The organism is Sphingomonas paludis (assembly GCF_053502515.1).
Genome location: NZ_CP187558.1, coordinates 2,845,276 through 2,864,404, shown reverse-complemented (window position 1 = coordinate 2,864,404; position 19,129 = coordinate 2,845,276). Strand labels below are relative to the sequence as shown.

Below are 19,129 nucleotides of genomic sequence, written 5' to 3'. Positions count from 1 at the left end.
CGGTCATGATCTGGAAATTGCTGATCGCACTGGCCGTTGCCTATGCCGGGTGGTGGATATGGCGGATGCCGGTCGTGCGTCAGGACCGGTTCCGGCGACCGCGACCCTCTGCCCCGTCCGCGCCTTCGTCCGCGCCTGCCCCTGCGGTTCGTCTGGCGGACGAGGCGGCTGCGGCCCGTGCGGTGCTTGGCGTCGGGCCGGATGCGGACGCGGCCCAGATCCGCGCCGCACATCGCCGGTTGATCGCGGCGGTCCACCCCGACCGGGGCGGTTCGGCCGAGTTGACGCGCACGGTCAACGCGGCGCGGGACACATTGCTGAAACAAATCGGCTCTTGAACGATTATTGCGCTGCGGCAATAGGGCTTTGGGTGCCGCGCACCGGCAGGGGAGATCCGCAATGACACATCAGTTCCATCCGACCAGCCTGCGCGAATACGACATTCGCGGCATCGTCGGCAAAACGCTTGGGCCGGACGACGCGCGCGCGATCGGACGCGGCTTTGCCACGCTGATCCGCCGGGCGGGCGGCACGCGGGTCGCCGTCGGCCGCGACGGCCGCCTGTCCTCGCCCAGCCTGGAAGCGGCGCTGGTCGAAGGGCTGACCGCCAGCGGCGTGGACGTCGTCCGCGTCGGCCTGGGCCCCACGCCGATGCTCTATTACGCCGAAGCGACGCTAGAGGTGGATGGCGGCATCCAGATAACCGGCAGCCATAATCCCGCCGACTATAACGGCTTCAAGATGGTGTTTCAGCACCGTCCGTTTTTCGGCGCCGATATCCAGACGCTGGGCCGACTTGCGGCCGAAGGCGATTGGGAGGAAGGCGCAGGCGAGGTGACCGACGCCGACATTCTCGACGCCTATGTCGACCGGCTGGTCGAGGGGTTCGAGGGCAACGCATTCCGCATCGGCTGGGACGCCGGCAACGGCGCGGCCGGCACCGTCATCGAAAAGCTGGTCACCAAGCTGCCCGGCGAGCATTTCACACTGTTCACCGAAATCGACGGCACGTTTCCCAATCATCACCCGGATCCCACCGAAGAAAAGAACTTGGCCGATCTGAAGGCGCTGGTCGCTGACAAGCAGCTCGATTTCGGTCTGGCATTCGACGGCGACGGCGACCGGATCGGCGCGATCGACGGGCAGGGCCGGGTGATCTGGGGCGACCAGCTTTTGTCCATTCTGGCGGAAGCCGTGCTGGCCGACGTGCCCGGCGCGACCATCATTGCGGACGTGAAGGCCAGCCAGGCGCTGTATGACCGCATCGCCGAACTGGGTGGCGAGCCGCTGATGTGGAAAACCGGTCACAGCCTGGTCAAGACCAAGATGAAGGAAACCGGATCGCCGCTGGCCGGCGAAATGTCGGGTCACATCTTTTTCGCGCACCGCTTTTACGGCTTCGACGACGCGCAATATGCCGCCGTCCGCCTGATCGAGGCGGTCAGCAAGATCGGGAAATCGGTGACCCAGTTGCGCAGCGAAATGCCGGCGATGGTCAATACGCCGGAAATGCGGTTCCAGGTCGATGAATCGCGCAAGTTCGCCGTCATCGACGAAGTGCTGGCCCGGCTGAAGGCCGAGGGCGCGACCGTCAACGACACCGATGGTGCGCGGGTGAATACGCCCGATGGCTGGTGGCTGCTGCGTGCATCCAACACCCAGGACGTGCTGGTCGCGCGCGCCGAATCGAACGATCAGGCCGGTCTGGACCGGCTGATGGCGATGATCGATGCGCAACTCGCCGCCAGCGGCCTGGAACGCGGTCCGCAGGCCGGGCATTGATCGCGGCCTGATTGATTGTCGTCGTCCCCGCGAAGGCGGGGACGACGGGGTTGCGGTGGGAACCCGGTCTGGCGCGCATTCAGCATTTGCACTGGCAATCGGGGCCGGCACGGCCCATCTGTCCGGGATGCGTCCCACCCCCCAGATCGTCCGGGTAATCGACCTGGAAACCACCGGCTCAGCGCCGCCGACCCATGCAGTCATCGAAATCGGCTGGCAGGATGTGGCGCTGGGCGAGGATGGCCGGTGGGAATTGTCGGGCGATGGCGGCTCGATGCTGGTCAATCCCGGTCGGTCGATCCCGCCCGTTACCCAGGCGGTGCATCACATCCTGGACGAACAGGTGGCGGATGCGCCCTGGTGGCATGATGTCGCGCGACAGGTGCTCGACCCCTGGCCGCGCCGGGTGGCGCTGGCCGCCCACCGCGCGAGTTTCGAGGAGCAGTTCTGCACCCCGGCGCTGACCCGGTCGGCAGACTGGATCTGCACCTGGAAATGCGCGATGCGGCTATGGCCGGAAAGCCCGGGCTTTTCCAATCAGATGCTGCGCTACTGGCGCAAGCCCGACGGCATGGAGCATGAACGCGGGCTGCCGGCGCACCGCGCCTTTCCCGACGCCTATGTCACTGCCTTTCACCTGCGCGACATGCTGAACCAGGCGAGCGTCGCCCAGTTGGTCGAATGGTCGAACCAGCCCGGACTGCTGCCCCGCGTCCGCTATGGCCCGGATCGCGGCCGCGACTGGCGCGAACTGGAGAACGAGGTGCTGGCCCGGTACCTGACCGACCGGGACGAGGATGTGCGCTATACCGCTAAGCTGGAACTGGAGCGGCGCAACAATGGCGGCGCGATCGGCGCGGACCCGGAAAGCGTGGAGCGGTTGTTGCTTTAAGGCGCGATGTCGAAATGCAGCACGTCCTCGCGCTCGCCGAGCTTGCTGTAGAGCGCGACAGCGGGCGGATCGCGGTGATCGGCCTGGACATAGACGACCCAGGCACCGATTGATCGGGCGATTTCCCGCAGCGCCTCGATCAAGGCAGTGGCCACGCCCTGCCGCCGCCGGTCCGCTGCCACCGCCAGATCGTAGAGATAGATTTCGCGCCGTTCCTGTTCGAACTTGGTCAGGACATAGGCGGCGGCACCTATGGTCCGGCCATCCTCCATCGCCGCGAGCGCGATGAAGTCGGGGCTGGCCAACCGCTCGGCCAGCCAGTCGTCCCCGGGCGGGGCATCGGTATAGGCATCGCCGCCATCGTTCCCGAACGCTTCGGCAAACAGCGCGTTGACCGCCCGCATGGCGGCAAGGTCAGCCGCGCCGAGGCGGCGGACGATCATGGCCGGGTCAGCACCGCCGACCAGGCATAGCCGCGGAACAGCGGCCGGAAATCGGCGGTCATGCCCTGTTCCGACGCGATGCGTTCGACGGCTGCCCGCATATCCGCGCGGGGCGTCACATGGAACTTGTCCAGCCAAGCGAACAGCGCGGCACGAAAGGGGGCGGGCAGGCGTTCCTGCTGGCCGAAATCGACGATATGCAGCGCGCCGCCGGAATTGAGCCTGGCTGCTGCCTCCGCAATCGCCCCCTGCCAGTCGGGGATCATCGACAGGGTATAGCTCATGAAGATGCGGTCGAACCCGTCTAGGCCGAACAGGGCGGACGGGCTGAACGCGGTGGCGTCCCCCTCTGCCAAGGTGATGCGACCCGCCAACCCGGCCTTTGCGACCTTGTCGCGCGCCGTTTCCAGCATCGCGGCCGAAATGTCGAAGCCATGGCAGCGCGCACCGGGATAACGCCGGGCAGTCAGGATCAGGTTGCGCGCCGTCCCGCACCCGACCTCCAGCACCGTGCCGCCCGGCGGGGGTTGCAATGCATCCAGCATGCGGTCGCGGCCCAGCAGATAATATTTGCGGGTCAGGTCATAGATATGGCGTTGCGCCGCATAGATCGCATCCATGCGGCGGCCATGATCGGCCGGGCTTTGGTCGTTCATGCCTTCAGAACGTACAGGTGAACGCCGCCATAGATCGCCGATCGGTCGCGGCGGGTGTAATCCAGCGATTCGTCCGCGCGATAGTCCCACTGGTTCAGCAGCACGTCGGGGATCCGGCCGGGCAACAGGCTGGGCGCAGCGGCGGTGCGGAACAGCACGCGCGCGCCGGACTTTGCCGTGCGGGTGATCTCGCTCCACAGCTTCGTCAGCTGTTCGTCGGTCATCCAGTCCTGCGCATCGAGCAGGATATAGCGGTCGAGCGATCCGGCCCCTTGCGATTCAAGGAAATGCACCATGTTTTCGTGGCGAACATCGACGCGGTCGGCACGCGCCCGTACCGTTTCGAAATTGTCGGCCTGCAGATAGGGCGGCAGCGACGCGCCCGGCGCCTTGTCGTACCCGCGATTGAACGCCTGCCACGCGAAATAATTGTCCTTAAGCGGGAAATCGCAGGCCAGCTTGCGCAGCCGCTCGATCAGCACCGCGCGCATCCCTTGCGGATCGTCGCTGGCCAGCGATTCATATTGCGCCGGCGGGATGCCCAGGCCGAACAGGCTGGCGGGCTGATCGACCAGCCAGCGGATGAAGCCCTTGTCGAACACGGTCTTCAGCCGGGTGTCGAAGATGCGCCGCTGTTCGGCCATGTCCCTGGCCGCCAGGATTTCGCGGGGATCGACACCGTACAGCTTCGACAGGAAATGGGCGAGCGCGATGAAATTGCCCAGCAGGCCGCGGCGATAGAATCCCTTGGCAAAGCCGCCGATCCGCTTGCGGCCGATCAGGTCGCGACCCTCCCAATAGGCGCGGCTGGTGGCGTCCAGGTTGGGCGCGATGTGGCGGCGATACAGGTCCAGATTGTCGGCGCGGTCGGCATCGGCGAAAAACCGGTGGAACGCCGCCTGGTCGGGCAGGTGGCGCGCTGCCACCAGCTTCATCTTGTTGAGCGCGATATGCGCCGGGTTCAGGTCGACGACCGTGATCCGGGCCGGATCGGCGGTCAGGTACGACATCATGTTGCAGCCGCCCGACGCAATCGTCATCACATGGCTGTCGCGCGTGATGGCCAGCGCTTCCATGTCGACGACCGGGTCTTCCCAGATCTGCGCATAAACCAGCCCGCGAAAGGCGAAGGTGAAGGCCCGTTCGAGCAACCCTTCCTTCGACAGGTGGTCGTGACGATGAACGGCACCACGGACCGCTTCGTTCTTGGGCGACTTGGCAATCGAACGCATCAACGGCTTCCCGGAACTGGTTGCGGCCGCACCATAGCGGTTTCACGCGCGCCTAGACATGACATATGACGGTTCCGCGTCACAGGGGTGATCGAAGGTCAATCGTCGCCAAGCCGGCATAGGCGCCCGCTAACCGCTGGGGTCAGTCGCGGCAATAGCCTTCGCCCGATTTGACGTAGATGCAATCCGACTTTTCGGCCAAATATTTCATGCCGGTGGCGGCCCCGTCGCCGCGTTTCAGCACCTGATCGCCGTCCGGCCGGGTGAAGCGCAACGTCTCCCCATCCGTCACGGCCTGGAAATCGCCGGCCATGGAATCGTCCAGCCCGTATTTCATGTTGATCCGGTAATGGCCCGGCCCAACCTCTTCGTCCGGAAGGATGGTGGCATAGGTGCCCTCCGGCCCGATCCAGCGGCCGGTCCATTCATTGGCCACCGCGCTTTCGTTGCCGATGGCGTCATTCCCCTCGACGGGCAGATCGACGATCTCGTTCGGCATGGCATCGGCTGCATCGGTCACGGCGGGGTTCTCCGTCCCGCCGCCACAGGCCGCCAGGGTCATGGTGAGCGGCAACAGTAGTGCGGGGAACAGGGTGCGCATGATCTTCTCCAGGCGGGGGTGATTGACTTCAGCCTAGTGCTGAACGCCCGAAGCGCCTAGATGGACGCATCGCCTTCGTCACGGGAACGCCATGACCCATCGCATCGCCATCGCATCCGACCATGCAGCCGTCGAGCTGAAGGCCATGCTTGTGGCCTGGCTGGGGGCGCAGGGCCATGCGGTCGAGGATCTGGGGCCGCATGCCGCCGACAGCGTCGATTATCCCGATTACGGCTATGCGCTCGCGGAACATCTGGCCGGTGGCGGGTCGGATTTCGGCATTGCGCTGTGCGGATCGGGCATTGGCATCTCGATCGCGGTCAACCGCCATCCCGGTTGTCGCTGCGCGCTGGTGTCGGAACCTTTATCGGCCCGGCTGGCGCGCGAGCATAATGACGCGAACGTCATTGCGATGGGCGCGCGGCTGACCGGACCGGACATGGCCAAGGCGTGTATCGAGGCGTTCCTGGCGCAGCCATTCGGCGGCGACCGCCATGCCCGCCGCGTCGAAAAGCTGGGCCGCGTCCTCGGCTGAGCGCGCGGGTCGGCAGCCCTAGACCACCGGCGTGGCGAATCCGCTGGCGATCAGGGTCAACAGGCCCAATCCGATGGACAACGGCACCCGCAGCCCCATCCACCAGGCCGGGGTCAGCCGCTGGCGGTAGAACCACGCGTCGACGAACGGCGAGGCCAGGATCGCGACACCCAGCAGGAACAGAGAGGGTTGCGGCCACGGGTCGCCGACCAGCCAGGGCCAGATCGTCGCCAGCGCGACCAGCGACGGCACCACCGCGATGGCGAACAGCCCCGCCGACGGCTCCTGATGCCGCGCGGCAAGGCCCCACCAGGTGCCGCCCAGAAAGCTGAGGATCAGCGCGCCGTACAGCCATGCGATCGCCAGTGCGGCAAAGCGCCATTCGACCGAGCCGGAAACCAGCACTGCGACACAGGCCCCCTGCGGCAACAATCCCGCCAGGCCCAGCCATTTCGCGCCGGCAGGCATCCCCACCAGGGCGGGCAAGTTCGGCGTCATGCGCCCCATGCTATTCCTTTCGTGCGATCGTTCCGGCCTGCCCCTATAATGGGCAGTGGAAATCGGCGCGCCAAGCGGATAGATGGCGCGGCGAAGCATGAAGGCGGCTCAGCCACGCGCCGCCCCGAAATCAAAGGTCCGGCCGATGAGCACCCAGCCCCTGACCCTTTCCCCCCGCGCGCTGTCCGATGTTCAGCCCGACGGTTTCTTTACCCGCGGCCTGGCCGATGCCGATGCCGAGGTATTTGCTGGCGTGGCAGAGGAACTGGAGCGCGAGCAGACCCAGATCGAACTGATTGCGTCCGAAAACATCGTCAGCCGCGCGGTGATGGAGGCGCAGGGGTCGGTCTTCACCAACAAATATGCCGAGGGCTATCCGGGCAAGCGCTATTATCAGGGCTGCCACCCGTCCGACACGGTCGAGACGCTGGCGATCGAGCGGGCCAAGCAGCTGTTCGATTGCGGCTTCGCCAATGTCCAGCCGCATTCGGGCGCTCAGGCGAACGGCGCGGTGATGCTCGCTCTGGTCAAGCCGGGCGATACCATCCTGGGCATGAGCCTGGATGCGGGCGGGCACCTAACCCACGGCGCAAAGGCGGCGATGAGCGGCAAGTGGTTCAACGCGGTCCAGTACGGCGTCGATCCGGTCACCCACCTGATCGATTATGACGCCGTCGAGGCGCTGGCGATCGAGCATCAGCCAAAGCTGATCATCGCGGGCGGATCCGCCTATCCGCGCGTTATCGACTTTGCCCGCTTCCGCGCGATCGCGGACAAGGTCGGCGCGTTCTTCATGGTCGACATGGCGCATTTCAGCGGCATCGTCGCGGCAGGCCAGCATCCCTCCCCCTTCCCGCACGCCCATGTCGCCACCACGACGACGCACAAGACGCTGCGCGGCCCGCGTGGCGGCATGATCCTGACCAATGACGAGGCGCTGGCCAAGAAGTTCAACTCGGCCGTGTTCCCCGGCATGCAGGGCGGTCCGCTGATGCACGTCATCGCCGCCAAGGCGGTGGCGTTCGGCGAGGCGCTGCAGCCCGATTACAAGACCTATATCCGCGCCGTCGTCGAAAACGCCAAGGTGCTGGCCGCGACGCTGAAGGAGCGGGGGGCCGACGTGATCGCGGGCGGCACCGACACGCATCTGGCGCTCATCGACCTGCGCCCGCTGGGCGTCACCGGCAAGGACGCGGACGAGGCGCTGGAGCGGGCGGGCATCACCTGCAACAAGAACGGCATCCCCAACGATCCGCTGCCGCCCGCCAAGACCAGCGGCATCCGGGTCGGGACGCCTGCGGGCACCACCCGCGGGTTCGGCGTCGCCGAGTTCCGCGAGATCGGCCATATGGTCGCCGATGTGCTCGATGGTCTGAAGGAAAAGGGCGAGGGCGGCGATCCGGTGGTCGAGGCCGATGTCCGTGCCCGCGTCCGCGCGCTGTGCGCCCGTTTCCCGATCTACGGTTGATTTGACGCGCTTGCGCGTGTGAGCGGTGCCGGTTCGATCCTCCAATCGGTGGAAAGGATCGGCACCGCATCCGTCAGGACCAAGCAATGCGTTGCCCATTCTGCGCCAACGAGGCGAGCCAGGTAAAGGACAGCCGCCCGACCGAGGACGGCACGGCGATCCGTCGCCGCCGCCAGTGCGAGGGTTGCGGCGCGCGCTTCACGACCTTTGAACGCATCCAGCTGCGCGAGCTGACCGTGCTCAAGTCCGAGGACCGGCGCGAGCCGTTCGAGCGGGAGAAACTGGTGCGATCGGTGTCCATCGCCTGTCGCAAGCGGCCCATCGCCGGAACGCAGATCGAGCGGCTGGTCAGTTCGATCCAGCGCCAGCTGGAAACCCAGGGCGAGGGCGAGGTGACGTCCACCCGCATCGGCGAACTGGTGATGGACGGGCTGAAGGCGCTCGATTCCGTCGCTTATATCCGGTTCGCCAGCGTCTATAAGGACTTCCGCGAAGCCCGCGATTTCGAGGAATTTGCCGGCTCGGTGACGGAAGTGGGCAAGGCGTAGGCCCCTGTTTCGATCCGGGTTCACGATATGCACGAACCCTGAGCGGAACGAGCGGCTTTGGAGCGTCGGTTAAAATATCCGTTCGGCCCGAGTAGCGATCGAGCTTGTCGAGAGCGCGTATCGAGGGCTAGGCCGCAGCATGGCTTTTTGGACTTACATCCTGCGCTGCGCGGACGGAAAATATTACACCGGTCACACAGACGATCTCGAGCATCGGATTGCACAGCATCAGAGCGGTGAGGTCCAGGGGTTCACCCGCATCCGGTTGCCGGTCACGCTGATGTGGTCACAGGAGTTTGTCAGCCGACCTGAAGCGATCGAGGCGGAGCGGCGGATCAAGGGTTGGAATCGTGCCAAGAAGGAGGCGCTGTTCCGGGGAGACTGGGATGCGATCCGTAGGCTGGCCAGCAGGTCGGTGCTTCGAGACGAGGCTTCCCCCGGATCAAGTCCGGGGTCAGCCTCTCCTCAGCACGAACGGGGTATGGGGGGCGGCACCTTTTTCTCAACCGTTCGTGCTGAGGAGGTGCTGAGCGCTAGCGAAGCGCCGTCTCGAAGCACTGCTCGAACCGCCACCCCGCCCCCCGTCATCGTGCTGGTCCGCCCGCAACTGGGCGAGAATATCGGCAAGGCCGCCCGCGCGATGCTCAATTTCGGCCTGACGGAAATGCGGCTGGTCGCTCCGCGCGATGGCTGGCCCAATCCGTCGGCGGGGCCGGCGGCATCCGGGGCGGACGTCGTGCTGGAGCGCGCCCAAGTGTTCGACACGGTTGCCGATGCGGTGGCCGATTGCGCCCATGTCTATGCGACCACGGTGCGCAAGCGCGGCGTCACCAAGCCGGTCGTGACGCCCGAGGTGGCGGCGCGGGCCATCCATGCCGGGCCGGGTCGCTCCGCCTATCTGTTCGGGCCGGAACGATCGGGCTTGGAAACGGACGATGTGGCGCTTGCCCGCACCATCCTGACCGTGCCGATCAATCCGCAGTTCGGTTCGCTCAACCTGGCGCAGGCGGTGATCCTGTGCGCCTATGAATGGTCAAAGGGTCAGGGCTTGGCGCAGCCGCCACTGACCGAGCTCGATCCGCCAGCGCCACAGGCCGAGCTGGAGGGGATGATCGAACAGCTGGAGGGGATGCTGGCCCCGGCAGGCTATTTCCATCCGCCGGAGCGGACCGAGGTGACGCGGCGTACACTGCGCGGACTGCTGACCAAGCCGGGCTGGAATGCGATGGAGGTGCGGACGATGCGCGGCGTGCTCAGTACCCTGGCCCGGCCACGGCGGCGGTAGCATCCCATCTCCGTTCGTCCCGAGTAACCTTCGAGCTTGTCGAGAAGGCACATCGAGGGACATTGCCGGGGCCTGTCTCGATACGATGTCTCGACAGGCTCGACACCTACTCGACACGAACGGCTGAAGCGGCAGATCGATGACCCGGGCACTAGCCCTTCAGCGCGTCGAACTGCTCCATCTCATGGGCGATCGACGCCTCGACCAGCACTTCCCACAGCGCCGCTATGCGATCGGCGGGCGCGCCGAGCCGTTCCGCTTCCGCCCGGGCCTGATCGATGACCGCTGCCTTGCGCGCCTCGTCCCGCACCTGATTCCGGTCCGGCTTGATGCGGGCGGCGGCGTCCATATAGGCGAAGCGGGTGGCGAGCAGGGCGACGATCCGGCGGTCGAGCGCATCGACGCCCGCGCGGACCTCCGCCATGGTGGTGCAGCTTTCCGGGGATGGTTCCGGGGACAAGGGATCGCTCATTCCCGTCGGTTAGGCGGGCCGGGCTGGCCTGTCCAGCTTGACTCGGCGCGTGGCCGACGCTACGCGCCCGCCTTCGCAATTGGTCCCGCACCCCGGTGAAGCGGCGACCCTGACCGGGCCATTGGCCCCGGTCCAGGCGATGACCGGGATCGCGGCCGCCCTCTTGGGATGGTGGTCAACGTCGTTGGAAGTTGCAAAGGAATATCCATGTCGAAGCGCCAGAGCGCCAAGTATAAACTCGACCGCCGGATGGGCGAAAACATCTGGGGTCGTCCGAAATCGCCGGTGAACAAGCGCGAATACGGCCCCGGCCAGCACGGCCAGCGCCGCAAGGGCAAGATGTCGGATTTCGGCATCCAGCTGCGCGCCAAGCAGAAGCTGAAGGGCTATTACGGCGACATCACCGAAAAGCAGTTCAAGCGCACCTATGAGGAAGCGTCGCGGCTGAAGGGCGATACGGGCATGAACCTGATCGGCCTGCTGGAACAGCGGCTGGACATGATCGTCTATCGCGCCAAGTTCGCGCCGACGATCTTCGCCGCCCGCCAGCTGGTCAGCCACGGTCACATCCGCGTCAACGGCGTGAAGTGCAACGTCGCGTCGCGCCGGATCAAGCCGGGCGAGGAAATCACGCTGGGCAGCAAGGCCAAGGAAATGGCGCTGGTCCTGGAAGCGCAGGGCCTGGCCGAGCGCGAAATCCCCGATTACGTCGCTGCCGATGGCAATGCGAAGGTCACCTTCACCCGCGTGCCGTCGCTGGACGAAGTGCCGTATCCGGTGAAGATGGAACCGAACCTGGTCGTCGAATTCTATTCGCGCTGATGGCTGGATTTAGCGCGAGCTGAATCCACCTTGAAATCAGCGCGAACGGGCGGCGCCGCTTCAGCGGCGACTGACGACGCGGCTTCGCCGCGACGTCATAAAGCCAAAAAAGGGCGGTCCCATCCGGGGCCGCCCTTTCTCGTTGCATCCTGGCGGATACCGCTCAATTCGCCGTGGCAAAGGCCCGGTCGAACAGCACGGTGCTTTTCGCCAGCATTTCGGTTCGCATGGCGCTATCGTCGATATAATGGTCGCGGTCCTTGAAGATGACCAGTTCCGATGCCTTGCCCGCCGCCTGCAGCCGCGACTGCATCAGCCGGGCATGGCCGACATCGACGTTGCGGTCGAAATCGCCGTGGAACAGCAGGACCGGCGCCTTGATCTCGGCCGCGCGGCGGGCGGGTGACCCTTCGGCGACATGCGGGCCGGTCCCGACGAAGCGGCTGACCAGATTATAGTCGGACCAGTTGCGGCGATCCTCTTTCAGCCGTTCCAGGTCGGTCACCGGGGCGATGGCCACCACCGCCTTGAACAGGTCGGGGTCGACCGCCGCGGATTGCAGTGCCGCATAGCCGCCATAGGACCATCCGACCACGGCAAGCCGCCGCTGGTCGGTCCCCTGGGACAGCAGCCACCGGGCACCGTCGACAATGTCGTTGATTGCCGTCTGCCAGTTCTGAAACCCGTTCTTCTGGAACCATGCCTCGCCATATCCGGCCGATCCGCGGAAATTGGGTTGCAGCACGGCATAGCCCTGTGCGGCATAATATTGGACCATCCAGTCAAACCCCCATTCGTCGCGCGATCCGGGGCCGCCATGCGGCATCACGATGGCCGGCAGGCCCTTGGCGTCGGTCTTGCCCGGCGGCAGGGTGAGGTAGCCCGGCACGGTCACGCCGTCGCGCGCGGCATAGCTGACTGCCTTCATCGCGCCGAGCGGCCGGTTTTCCATCTGCGGCCGGACCAGCGCCAGTTCGTTCAGGCTCTTGGCCGTCCGGTCGAAAAGGAAATAGCGGCCCGGATCGATGTCGCTGCCTGCCCAGACCAGCAGCTTGCTTTCGTCCTCGTTGGTATCGACCACGCGGATCAGCGGCAGGCCGGGGATCGCCTTGGACAAGGCGCGGGTCATCGACGCAATGCCCTTGTCGAAATACTCGGCCTGGGCCTGATCAGTAACATAGCGCACGCCGATCACCCGGCCGCGCCGCCCGACGCGGATAAAGCCGGATACATCCACCTCCGGATGCGCAAAGACCAGGGTTTCGGTTCCGGTGCCATCCAAAGCCTTGGTATAGGCGGCCATCCGGCCGTTCAGCGGTTTCAGGCCATAGGCGACATTCTTTTCCCGATCGACGGCATAGGGATCGAATCCCCGATCGGTCGCATTGATCGTGCTGAGCAATTGCCAGTTCCCGCCATCGACCCCGCGATGGAAATAGCGCCGTTCGTCCCGATCGTATCCGGTGGCGTCGCTGACCTTGCGGATGCCCTTGATCCTGACCGCGCCATAGCCGTCGGAGATGAACTCCGTGGCTTCGTCGTCCGGCTGGACCAGCACCGTGGTCGCCATCGTCATGGTGTTGATCCGGTCGACGCCAAGGCCGCTTTTCGTCTGGGCCAGCCGCGTGCCGCCGGTGCGGGCTTCCGGAATGTAATTCCGGGTCATCAGCACCTCGCCCTCCTGATCCGGGTTCCAGTCGATCACGGTACCGCCATAGAGCGCTGCGCCAAGGCGCTCGCCGGCCCCGCTCTTGACCTCGATCACCTTCAGGTTGCCGCCATCGGCATCGACGGCGATCATGCGCGAGGCATAGACCGCATCGCCGTCCAGCTTGGTCGCCATATAGACCGAACACATCAATCGCGTCCGCCCCGTCCAGCGACAGGACGAGATGCGATGCGGATTGCCGTCTGCCACCAACGCCGTCTTGGGCGGCAAATCCGGTTTTGCGAGATCGTGGATCATCAGCTGCGATCCCTGGCCGGCGCCCGCCGACAGATAGGCCAGTCGGGTTCCGTCGGGCGACAGGCTGGCCTGTTCGATCGATTCGCGCGCGCCGAATATGGCGGCATCGCCCGCGCTGTCCTGTCCATAAGCCGGTGCCCCCACTACGGCTGCAATTCCGGCAGCGGCAACCCATGCCGCGTTCCACGTCCTCGTCATTTCGATTGCCCCCATACGCAATAACCCCAGGGGGTGATGCTGGATCAATCCCGCCGGGCGCACAAGGCCCTATCCGCGCCGGAATGGACGATCCGGCAATGCGGAAATCCAGCCGGTTCAATCGATTGGCGGATGGCCGGTGCGACCGTGGATGGACGCGACGGCCTTTTCGCTCATGGCCATTGCCCCCGGCCGCCGCCAATGCCAGCATCACGCAATCATCACTGGAGGCTTGCATGCGTTTTCTGACCCCCGCCGTGCTGATCGCGCTGCTTGCTGCTCCGGTTACGGCGCAGGATGCACCCGCGCTTTCGATCGACGCATTGAAGGCGATGACGGAGACGCTGGCGTCCGACGAATATGAAGGGCGGGCACCCACGACTGCGGGCGAGGAAAAGACCGTCGCCTTCCTGATCGAACGGATGCAGGCGGCGGGGCTGAAGCCTGGCAACAAGGGCGAATGGACGCAGGACGTGCCATTGGTCGAACTGACCGCCGGGAATGTGCAGCCGCTGACGATATCCGGCGGCAAGACGCCGCTGTCCTTTGCCTATCGAACCGACGTGGTGATGGGTACGTACCGCGTGGTGCCGAACGTGGCGGTAAAGGACAGCGAGGTCGTGTTCGTCGGCTATGGCATCAACGCCCCCGAACGCGGCTGGAACGATTATGCCGGCGTCGACGTGAAGGGAAAGACGGTCGTCATCCTGGTCAACGATCCCGACTGGCAGAGCACGAACCTGGACGGGCCGTTCGGGGGTCGCGCCATGACCTATTACGGTCGCTGGACCTACAAATACGAGGAAGCGGCGCGGCAGGGCGCGGCAGCGGCGATCATCGTCCATGATACCGAACCGGCGGCCTATGGCTGGGGCGTCGTCCAGTCCAGCTGGACCGGCCCGCAGCTGATCCAGGATCCTGGCGACGAGAATCCGGGTGAAAGCGCCGTCATTGGCTGGATTCAGCTGGATGCCGCACAAAAGCTGTTCGCCAGCGCCGGGCGGGATTTCGCGGCACTGGCCCTGTCGGCCCGGCAGAAGGGGTTTCGCGCGGTGCCGCTGGGCGTGCGCGCCAGCACGGGCTTCGACCTGAATATCCGGCGACAGGCGTCGAAGAACGTGATCGGCATCCTGCCCGGCACGGCCGCGCCCGATGAATATGTCCTCTACACGGCGCATTGGGACCATCTGGGCCGCTGCGACGCAGTGGACGGCGACGACATCTGCAACGGCGCGCTGGACAATGCGACCGGCACTGCCGGGCTGATCGAGCTGGCCAGCGCCCATGCCAAGGCTGGAGCCGCCAAGCGCAGCCTGGTTTTCCTGGCGGTGACGGCCGAGGAATCGGGCCTGTTGGGATCGAAATATTATGCCGAAAACCCGGTCTATCCGCTCGCGCAGACGGTCGGGGGCGTGAACATGGACGGGCTGAACATCGTCGGCCCCGCCCGCGATTTCGTCGTGGTCGGTGTCGGCAAGTCGGAGCTGGAGGATCTGGTCCGGCCGATCGCCGAGGGGGCGGGGCGGGTGATCCGGCCGGAACCCAGCCCGGAAAAGGGCTATTATTACCGCTCCGATCATTTCAGCTTCGCCAAGCTTGGCGTGCCCATGCTCTATGCCGAAAGCGGCGAGGATCTGATCCAGGGCGGGCCTCAGGCGGGCGCAGCGGCGGCGGCGGATTATGTCGAGCGGCGCTATCACAAGCCGCAGGACGAATATGATCCCGCCTGGAACTGGGACGGGGCGGTGGCCGACCTGTCCCTCTACTACGCGCTTGGTCGGCAATTGGCCGAGGGCGATGCGTGGCCAAACTGGTACCCCACCGCCGAATTCCGCGCGATCCGCGACAAGAGCCGGGCGGGGGCGCAGTAGAATCCCCACCCGTTCGCACTGAGCCTGTCGAAGTACTGCCCTTCTGCCTATTCGCCGCTGGCAGAAAAGGGCAGTGCTTCGACAAGCTCAGCACGAACGGATGGTTGGGCTTGCTGGTGAATAGATCCAGGATCGCGCCAATCACCTGGCGCCGCAAACACCCTCTCCCCCGCGCGGTCATTCGCTCCTATATGGCGGCGCATGAGCACGCCGCCCCCGCCGCCGCCCGCCGAATGGGCGCATCACGATGCCGTCTGGATCGGCTTTCCCAGCCATCCCGAGCTGTGGGTCGACGACCTGGAGCCCGCGCGGGAGGAGGTGACGGCCTTTGCCCAGGCGGTTCATGCCGATGGCGCTGGCGAGAAGGTGATCCTGGTCGCTGCCGATGACGAGGCGGCCGAGGCTGCGGAGGCGCTGGCCGGCCGTTTCGCCCAGATCGTCGTGGAACCCTTCGGCGACATCTGGCTGCGCGATACCGGGCCGATCATCGGCGGCGATCATCACGCGCATGATTTCGGCTTCAACGGCTGGGGCGGCAAATACGACCTGCCCGGCGACGACACCATCGGCCAGCGGCTGGCGAACCGGCGGCACTTCAAGGCGATCCGCCATGACTGGGTGCTGGAGGGCGGTGCAATCGATGGCGACGGCACCGGCCTGGTCGTCACGACCGAACAATGCCTGCTCAACCCAAACCGCAATCCCGGGCTGTCGCAGCGGGACATCGAGGCGCGGCTGACCGCCGACCTCGGCTTCACCCGCTTCCTGTGGCTGGGCGAGGGGCTGCTAAACGACCATACCGATGGCCATGTCGACAATCTGGCGCGCTTCGTCGGCGAGAACCGGCTGGCGATCCCGCAGGCGGCCGAGAATGATCCCAACTGGCTGGTCTATCAGCACGCAGCCGATGCCGCCCGCGTGGCCGGGGTGGAGCTGGTGCGCATCCCCTCGCCCGGCCGAGTGCTGGACGAGGACGAACAGATCATCCCGGCCAGCTACATGAACTTCTATATCGGCAATGCCGCCGTGGTCGTGCCGCTCTATGGCCAGCCGAACGACGATGCCGCGATCGAGGCGATCCAGGCGCTGTTCCCCGACCGCCGCATCGTCGGCCAGCGGGCCGACCATATCCTGACCGGCGGCGGCAGCTTCCACTGCATCAGCCAGCAAATCCCCAGCCGCTGAACCCGGCACCGGAGCATATCATGACCCAGATCACCGTTGCCGCGCTTCAGCTTGGCTTTGGCCCTGACATCGACCGCAACATCGCCAACGTCGCCCGCATGGTGCGCGAGGGCGCGGCGAAGGGAGCCCAGGTCGTGCTGCCGCCCGAATTGTTCGAGGGGGAATATTTCTGCCGCGTCGAGGATGAGGGGCTGTTCGCCACCGCAAAGCCGGTGGACGAGCACAAGGCGGTGCTGGCGATGCAGGCGCTGGCCGCCGAGCTGAAGATCTGGATACCGACCAGCTTTTTCGAACGCGAAGGCCCGCACCATTACAACTCGCTGGCGATGATCGATCCCGATGGCCGGGTGCAGGGCGTCTATCGCAAGAGCCATATCCCGGACGGTCCGGGCTATGAGGAGAAATTCTATTTCCGCCCCGGCAATACGGGGTTCAAGGTGTGGAAGGGGCCGCAGACGACGCTGGGCGTCGGGGTATGCTGGGACCAATGGTATCCCGAAACCGCGCGCGCGATGATGCTGATGGGCGCCGAAATCCTGTTCTATCCGACCGCGATCGGATCGGAGCCGCATGACGAGGGGCTGGACACCGCCCGGCTTTGGCGGCGCGCGATGGTGGGCCATGCCGTGTCCAATGTCGTACCCGTGGTCGCCGCCAACCGCGTCGGCACCGAACATGGCCAGACCTTTTACGGCACCAGTTTCATTACCGACGAACGCGGCGACATCCTGGCCGAGCTGGACCGCGAGGAAGAAGGGGTCATCACCGCGATGCTCGACCTGGATCTTGCCCGCCGCCACCGCGCCGCATTCGGATTTTTCCGGGACCGGCGGCCGGAACTGTACGGGCGGCTGGTTCAGGATATCTGATGCGGGCGGCGGTCCTGTCGGCGCTGCTCCTGGCGCTGGCGGGCTGTCATCATGCGGGGGTACGACCGATGAATCCCGTGGGCTATTTCGAGCTGCCGGTCAGCGACATGGACCGCGCCGTCGCCTTCTACACTCGCGTCCTGGGCACCGATTTCGAACGGGCTACCATCGACGGGTATCCCATGGCGCTTTTCCCCGCTGCCAATGGCGCAGCGGGCGCCAGCGGCGCGCTGGTCAAGGGCGAAGTCTATGTCCCCGGCAAGGCAGGGCCGATCCTGTATTTCAGCGTCGACGACCTCGATGCGACATTGGCGCGGGCGACGGCGGCGGGTGCAGCCATCCTGTATCCGCCCAAGGATCTGGGCGAGCTTGGCCGCGTCGCCGAGATCGAGGACAGCGAAGGCAACCGCATCGCGTTGCACCAGGCGGCGGAGTGACTCATCCGTGCTCCCGCGAAAGCGGGAGCACGGAAAGGTTGATGTTGAGCCGTCAGGGACGCAATGCCACCGCCCGCGCGAACACCGCTTCGAACATCTCGGCGGTCAGCCGACCGGTGTTCGTGTTGTACCGGCTGCAATGATAGCTGTCGATCAGCACCCGGCCGTCCGGCATCCGGTGTTCGGCCAGGTGCCCGAACCGGGCCTTGGGCAAGCGCCCGCCCAGCACCTTGACCGCCGACTGGTGGGCGATCTGGCCCAGCGCCACGAACACCCGCGCATTCGGCAGCGCCGCGACCTGCCCCTCCAGAAACGGGCGACAGGTGCGGATTTCCTCCGGCGTCGGCTTGTTCTGGGGCGGCAGGCACTTGACCGAATTGACGATCATCGCGCCCTTCAGCGTCAGGCCGTCGTCGATCCGGGCATCATAGGTTCCCTCGCTCAACCCGAACTTGGCCAGGGTGGCGAACAGCAGGTCGCCTGCATAGTCGCCGGTGAAGGGCCGCCCGGTGCGGTTCGCGCCGTGCTTGCCGGGGGCCAGGCCGACGATCGCCAGCCAGGCAGCCGGATCGCCGAACGCCTGCACCGGCGCATTCCACCAGTCGGCATATTCCGCACGGCATGCCTCGCGGTACGCGACCAGGCGGGGACAGAGTGGGCAGTTGTGCGGCGGTTCGGTTTCGGGCAGCGGGGATGTGGGAATCATGGGCGCGGGCTAGGGGGAGCGGGTGGCAAAGACAAGCTATGCCATCGGCATCGGCTCCAACCGGCCCGGCCGTCACGGCCGGCCGCGCGCGATGGTGGCGGCGGCGATCAAGGCCATCGGCCCCGTCACAGCCATCGCGCCGCTCACCGAAACCGCGCCGGTCGGTCCGTCGATCCGCCGCTTCGTCAACACCGCCGTCCTGATCGATACCGCCGAACAGCCGCCCGAACTGCTGGCCCGGCTTAAACGGATCGAGACGGCGTTCGGGCGGCGGCGCGGCCAGCGCTGGGCGGCGCGTCCCATCGATCTGGATATCCTGTGGTGGTCGGGCGGTGCCTTTGCCTCGCCCCGGCTGATGATCCCGCATATCCTGTTGCGGGAACGGGCGTTCGCCCTTGGCCCGCTGGCGGCGCTGATCCCCGATGCCCGCGATCCGGTGACCGGGCGGACCATGCGCCAGCTTCTTGCCCGGCTCGGTTGACGCACCGGCCCAGTGCCCCTAGGTGCGTCGCCGATGGTCGGGGTCCGTAGCTCAGTTGGTAGAGCAAGCGACTTTTAATCGAGAGGTCCCGGGTTCGAATCCCGGCGGACCCACCATCCACTCACCGCCCCATCGCTTGCATCGGCCACCGATCACGGCATTGTCGTGCGCGACGATCAACG

21 protein-coding genes and 1 tRNA gene are annotated in these 19,129 nt (G+C 65.8%); 14 read left to right on the top strand and 8 right to left on the bottom strand.

Annotated elements, in window-relative coordinates; all coding sequences use genetic code 11:
• Positions 1-5: 5 nt before the first annotated feature.
• The 3 genes from ACPVPU_RS13895 to ACPVPU_RS13885 all read left to right on the top strand — a co-directional run bounded on the left by ACPVPU_RS13895 (position 6) and on the right by ACPVPU_RS13885 (position 2,674).
• The gene (locus tag ACPVPU_RS13895; RefSeq protein WP_448658552.1) at positions 6-338 is read left to right on the top strand and encodes a J domain-containing protein; all 333 of its coding nucleotides are present in this window, start codon (positions 6-8) and stop codon (positions 336-338) included.
• Between the two features lie 61 nt (positions 339-399).
• On the top strand, positions 400-1,782 hold the full coding sequence (pgmG, locus tag ACPVPU_RS13890; RefSeq protein WP_448658551.1) for a phosphoglucomutase/phosphomannomutase PgmG: 1,383 nt from the start codon (positions 400-402) through the stop codon (positions 1,780-1,782).
• A 127-nt stretch (positions 1,783-1,909) separates the two neighbouring features.
• Positions 1,910-2,674, top strand: coding sequence for an exonuclease domain-containing protein (locus ACPVPU_RS13885; protein ID WP_448658550.1), 765 nt, complete (start codon positions 1,910-1,912; stop codon positions 2,672-2,674).
• Here the strand turns inward: ACPVPU_RS13885 and ACPVPU_RS13880 are convergent.
• From ACPVPU_RS13880 to ACPVPU_RS13865, 4 genes are all read right to left on the bottom strand, one after another.
• On the bottom strand, positions 2,671-3,117 hold the full coding sequence (locus ACPVPU_RS13880; RefSeq protein ID WP_448658549.1) for an AAC(3)-I family aminoglycoside N-acetyltransferase: 447 nt from the start codon (positions 3,115-3,117) through the stop codon (positions 2,671-2,673). The genes ACPVPU_RS13885 and ACPVPU_RS13880 overlap by 4 nt on opposite strands.
• Positions 3,114-3,773, bottom strand: coding sequence for a class I SAM-dependent methyltransferase (locus ACPVPU_RS13875; RefSeq protein WP_448658548.1), 660 nt, complete (start codon positions 3,771-3,773; stop codon positions 3,114-3,116). The genes ACPVPU_RS13880 and ACPVPU_RS13875 overlap by 4 nt, the downstream gene beginning before the upstream one ends.
• Positions 3,770-5,005, bottom strand: coding sequence for a DUF3419 family protein (locus ACPVPU_RS13870; protein WP_448658547.1), 1,236 nt, complete (start codon positions 5,003-5,005; stop codon positions 3,770-3,772). Before ACPVPU_RS13870 ends, ACPVPU_RS13875 begins: the two co-directional genes overlap by 4 nt.
• Before the next feature lie 142 nt (positions 5,006-5,147).
• On the bottom strand, positions 5,148-5,606 hold the full coding sequence (locus ACPVPU_RS13865) for a hypothetical protein (RefSeq protein ID WP_448658546.1): 459 nt from the start codon (positions 5,604-5,606) through the stop codon (positions 5,148-5,150).
• A 91-nt stretch (positions 5,607-5,697) separates the two neighbouring features.
• Between ACPVPU_RS13865 and rpiB the strand changes: the two genes are divergently transcribed.
• Positions 5,698-6,141: a ribose 5-phosphate isomerase B gene (rpiB, locus tag ACPVPU_RS13860; protein WP_448658545.1), complete on the top strand. Its 444-nt coding sequence runs from the start codon at positions 5,698-5,700 to the stop codon at positions 6,139-6,141.
• Positions 6,142-6,159: 18 nt separating this feature from the next.
• On the opposite strand, the gene ACPVPU_RS13855 is transcribed toward rpiB, so the two are convergent.
• On the bottom strand, positions 6,160-6,639 hold the full coding sequence (locus ACPVPU_RS13855; protein WP_448658544.1) for a DUF3429 domain-containing protein: 480 nt from the start codon (positions 6,637-6,639) through the stop codon (positions 6,160-6,162).
• Positions 6,640-6,784: 145 nt separating this feature from the next.
• On the opposite strand from ACPVPU_RS13855, the gene glyA reads away from it, so the two are divergent.
• The 3 genes from glyA to ACPVPU_RS13840 all read left to right on the top strand — a co-directional run bounded on the left by glyA (position 6,785) and on the right by ACPVPU_RS13840 (position 9,940).
• Positions 6,785-8,107 (top strand): serine hydroxymethyltransferase, encoded by a 1,323-nt coding sequence (gene glyA / locus ACPVPU_RS13850; protein WP_448658543.1) that lies wholly within the window; start codon positions 6,785-6,787, stop codon positions 8,105-8,107.
• Positions 8,108-8,193: 86 nt separating this feature from the next.
• The gene (nrdR, locus tag ACPVPU_RS13845; protein WP_448658542.1) at positions 8,194-8,655 is read left to right on the top strand and encodes a transcriptional regulator NrdR; all 462 of its coding nucleotides are present in this window, start codon (positions 8,194-8,196) and stop codon (positions 8,653-8,655) included.
• Between the two features lie 139 nt (positions 8,656-8,794).
• Positions 8,795-9,940, top strand: a complete 1,146-nt coding sequence (locus ACPVPU_RS13840) for a TrmH family RNA methyltransferase (protein ID WP_448658541.1) — start codon at positions 8,795-8,797, stop codon at positions 9,938-9,940.
• 151 nt (positions 9,941-10,091) lie between these two features.
• Here ACPVPU_RS13840 and ACPVPU_RS13835 read toward each other — a convergent pair whose 3' ends face one another.
• Positions 10,092-10,412 carry a chorismate mutase gene (locus ACPVPU_RS13835; protein ID WP_448658540.1) on the bottom strand — a complete coding sequence of 107 codons (321 nt, stop codon included), beginning with the start codon at positions 10,410-10,412 and terminating at the stop codon, positions 10,092-10,094.
• 207 nt (positions 10,413-10,619) lie between these two features.
• Here ACPVPU_RS13835 and rpsD point away from each other — a divergent pair, with 207 nt between their 5' ends.
• Entirely contained in the window at positions 10,620-11,234 is a 615-nt protein-coding gene (gene rpsD, locus ACPVPU_RS13830; RefSeq protein WP_448658539.1) for a 30S ribosomal protein S4, read from the top strand.
• A gap of 163 nt (positions 11,235-11,397) precedes the next feature.
• On the opposite strand, the gene ACPVPU_RS13825 is transcribed toward rpsD, so the two are convergent.
• Positions 11,398-13,398, bottom strand: a complete 2,001-nt coding sequence (locus tag ACPVPU_RS13825) for an alpha/beta hydrolase family protein (RefSeq protein WP_448658538.1) — start codon at positions 13,396-13,398, stop codon at positions 11,398-11,400.
• 236 nt (positions 13,399-13,634) lie between these two features.
• Here ACPVPU_RS13825 and ACPVPU_RS13820 point away from each other — a divergent pair, with 236 nt between their 5' ends.
• The 4 genes from ACPVPU_RS13820 (at position 13,635) to ACPVPU_RS13805 (ending at position 17,760) form a co-directional block, all read left to right on the top strand.
• The gene (locus tag ACPVPU_RS13820; protein ID WP_448658537.1) at positions 13,635-15,269 is read left to right on the top strand and encodes a M28 family metallopeptidase; all 1,635 of its coding nucleotides are present in this window, start codon (positions 13,635-13,637) and stop codon (positions 15,267-15,269) included.
• Between the two features lie 201 nt (positions 15,270-15,470).
• Positions 15,471-16,454, top strand: coding sequence for an agmatine deiminase family protein (locus ACPVPU_RS13815; RefSeq protein WP_448658536.1), 984 nt, complete (start codon positions 15,471-15,473; stop codon positions 16,452-16,454).
• A 20-nt stretch (positions 16,455-16,474) separates the two neighbouring features.
• Positions 16,475-17,323, top strand: a complete 849-nt coding sequence (gene aguB / locus ACPVPU_RS13810; protein WP_448658535.1) for an N-carbamoylputrescine amidase — start codon at positions 16,475-16,477, stop codon at positions 17,321-17,323.
• The gene (locus ACPVPU_RS13805; RefSeq protein WP_448658534.1) at positions 17,323-17,760 is read left to right on the top strand and encodes a VOC family protein; all 438 of its coding nucleotides are present in this window, start codon (positions 17,323-17,325) and stop codon (positions 17,758-17,760) included. Before aguB ends, ACPVPU_RS13805 begins: the two co-directional genes overlap by 1 nt.
• A gap of 52 nt (positions 17,761-17,812) precedes the next feature.
• Here the strand turns inward: ACPVPU_RS13805 and ACPVPU_RS13800 are convergent, their stop codons facing one another.
• On the bottom strand, positions 17,813-18,466 hold the full coding sequence (locus tag ACPVPU_RS13800; protein WP_448658532.1) for a uracil-DNA glycosylase: 654 nt from the start codon (positions 18,464-18,466) through the stop codon (positions 17,813-17,815).
• A 22-nt stretch (positions 18,467-18,488) separates the two neighbouring features.
• On the opposite strand from ACPVPU_RS13800, the gene folK reads away from it, so the two are divergent.
• Positions 18,489-18,947, top strand: coding sequence for a 2-amino-4-hydroxy-6-hydroxymethyldihydropteridine diphosphokinase (gene folK / locus ACPVPU_RS13795; RefSeq protein WP_448658531.1), 459 nt, complete (start codon positions 18,489-18,491; stop codon positions 18,945-18,947).
• 40 nt (positions 18,948-18,987) lie between these two features.
• A tRNA-Lys gene (locus ACPVPU_RS13790) sits at positions 18,988-19,063 on the top strand.
• Positions 19,064-19,129: the final 66 nt, after the last annotated feature.

Bases quoted from the DNA above. Each gene is read 5' to 3' on its own strand.
- ACPVPU_RS13895 (WP_448658552.1), top strand. From the start codon at position 6: ATGATCTGGAAATTGCTGATCGCACTGGCCGTTGCCTATGCCGGGTGG.
- pgmG (WP_448658551.1), top strand. From the start codon at position 400: ATGACACATCAGTTCCATCCGACCAGCCTGCGCGAATACGACATTCGC.
- ACPVPU_RS13885 (WP_448658550.1), top strand. From the start codon at position 1,910: ATGCGTCCCACCCCCCAGATCGTCCGGGTAATCGACCTGGAAACCACC.
- ACPVPU_RS13880 (WP_448658549.1), bottom strand. From the start codon at position 3,117: ATGATCGTCCGCCGCCTCGGCGCGGCTGACCTTGCCGCCATGCGGGCG.
- ACPVPU_RS13875 (WP_448658548.1), bottom strand. From the start codon at position 3,773: ATGAACGACCAAAGCCCGGCCGATCATGGCCGCCGCATGGATGCGATC.
- ACPVPU_RS13870 (WP_448658547.1), bottom strand. From the start codon at position 5,005: ATGCGTTCGATTGCCAAGTCGCCCAAGAACGAAGCGGTCCGTGGTGCC.
- ACPVPU_RS13865 (WP_448658546.1), bottom strand. From the start codon at position 5,606: ATGCGCACCCTGTTCCCCGCACTACTGTTGCCGCTCACCATGACCCTG.
- rpiB (WP_448658545.1), top strand. From the start codon at position 5,698: ATGACCCATCGCATCGCCATCGCATCCGACCATGCAGCCGTCGAGCTG.
- ACPVPU_RS13855 (WP_448658544.1), bottom strand. From the start codon at position 6,639: ATGACGCCGAACTTGCCCGCCCTGGTGGGGATGCCTGCCGGCGCGAAA.
- glyA (WP_448658543.1), top strand. From the start codon at position 6,785: ATGAGCACCCAGCCCCTGACCCTTTCCCCCCGCGCGCTGTCCGATGTT.
- nrdR (WP_448658542.1), top strand. From the start codon at position 8,194: ATGCGTTGCCCATTCTGCGCCAACGAGGCGAGCCAGGTAAAGGACAGC.
- ACPVPU_RS13840 (WP_448658541.1), top strand. From the start codon at position 8,795: ATGGCTTTTTGGACTTACATCCTGCGCTGCGCGGACGGAAAATATTAC.
- ACPVPU_RS13835 (WP_448658540.1), bottom strand. From the start codon at position 10,412: ATGAGCGATCCCTTGTCCCCGGAACCATCCCCGGAAAGCTGCACCACC.
- rpsD (WP_448658539.1), top strand. From the start codon at position 10,620: ATGTCGAAGCGCCAGAGCGCCAAGTATAAACTCGACCGCCGGATGGGC.
- ACPVPU_RS13825 (WP_448658538.1), bottom strand. From the start codon at position 13,398: ATGACGAGGACGTGGAACGCGGCATGGGTTGCCGCTGCCGGAATTGCA.
- ACPVPU_RS13820 (WP_448658537.1), top strand. From the start codon at position 13,635: ATGCGTTTTCTGACCCCCGCCGTGCTGATCGCGCTGCTTGCTGCTCCG.
- ACPVPU_RS13815 (WP_448658536.1), top strand. From the start codon at position 15,471: ATGAGCACGCCGCCCCCGCCGCCGCCCGCCGAATGGGCGCATCACGAT.
- aguB (WP_448658535.1), top strand. From the start codon at position 16,475: ATGACCCAGATCACCGTTGCCGCGCTTCAGCTTGGCTTTGGCCCTGAC.
- ACPVPU_RS13805 (WP_448658534.1), top strand. From the start codon at position 17,323: ATGCGGGCGGCGGTCCTGTCGGCGCTGCTCCTGGCGCTGGCGGGCTGT.
- ACPVPU_RS13800 (WP_448658532.1), bottom strand. From the start codon at position 18,466: ATGATTCCCACATCCCCGCTGCCCGAAACCGAACCGCCGCACAACTGC.